This window comes from Roseomonas sp. KE2513 (assembly GCF_016107305.1).
In the GTDB taxonomy this organism is placed as follows: Bacteria; Pseudomonadota; Alphaproteobacteria; order Acetobacterales; family Acetobacteraceae; genus Roseomonas.
The window spans coordinates 1-1,065 of record NZ_RCVR01000146.1 but is presented as its reverse complement, the minus strand read 5'-3'; the positions used below and the strand labels follow the sequence as shown (position 1 = coordinate 1,065).

Sequence of the window (1,065 nt, the reverse complement as noted above, 5' to 3'; positions counted from 1 at the left end):
GTCCCACTCGAAGCGGGTCATCAGCAGTCCACACATCGCCTCCTTCGTCTCCGCATCGGGTGCGGCCGCGACTGCAGCCTCGATCAACCTCACCGCTGCCGGATCATGTGCAAGGGCGAGCCGGTCTGCCTCCGCGGCCGACCTCCACCAGGGAGGAGCGGCACGCCCTGCGTACCAACCCATGCCCCAGGGCGGCCGACCGGTCGTGGACGTCGGATCGCCCGTAGCGCGTTGGGGCGGCCAGACGCTGGGAGGCGGCGAGCCGCGCCGTGGCTGGCACAATGCCAGCCCGCGGCTCGTTTGCGGCACGCGGGGGACGCAAAGCCTTCCGCGCCAACAGGTTTCTCTCAGTATCCGCCGGTTCGGCATGGCCATCATGATGGATGGGCGATCCATATGGTGGAGCCAGGCTGAAGGATGATAATGTTGCACCGCATCGGCGCAACGGATCCGCGCTTTCCCCGCACGGTTAGGATGACATGAGCGAAAACACCGCCTCCCCGGCGACGCGGCTGACGGTTCAGCCGGATGCGACCGGACGTTTGCTGCTGCTCCTCCCTGCGCCGGAAGGGTCCGGGACGGTTGAGATCCTGCTCGGTCAGCAGAAGGGGGCGATGCTTCGCCTCGCCAGCCTCGCCTATCTCCAGGCGGGTTATTCGGACACGGCGATCGAGTGGGCGCAGTGGGCGCTGAATGACGCGCCGCACGAGCCGGCAAATTACGTTCATCTCAGCACCATCCACATGCGTCTCGGTGACACCGCGAAGGCGGAGAGCCTCCTTGCCGAGGCACTGGAGAGCCTGCCCCAGGCGACGGCGCTGTTGCGCCAGCGCGGCAGCGTCGCCCTGCAGCGCGGCGACATGGACGAGGCCTTTAACTGGGCCCGCCATGCGGCCGAGGTTGCACCCTTCGATGCCGGGCTGCAGATCAACCTCGCCAACCTTCTCGTTCAGGCAGGCGAGTTCGACGAAGCGCGTGACATCCTGCTCCGCCTGCTGGACCAGCAGCCGGGATTGACGGCGGCGCTGCGCCTCCTGAGCGTGGTCAGCCAGCGGCTAGGTGACC

Annotated in this window: 1 protein-coding gene; it reads left to right on the top strand. The window is 67.4% G+C overall.

The window, feature by feature from the left end:
• Positions 1–479: 479 nt before the first annotated feature.
• A partial coding sequence (locus D9599_RS30660) for a lipopolysaccharide assembly protein LapB (RefSeq protein WP_198385123.1) occupies positions 480–1,065 on the top strand: 586 nt, incomplete at its 3' end.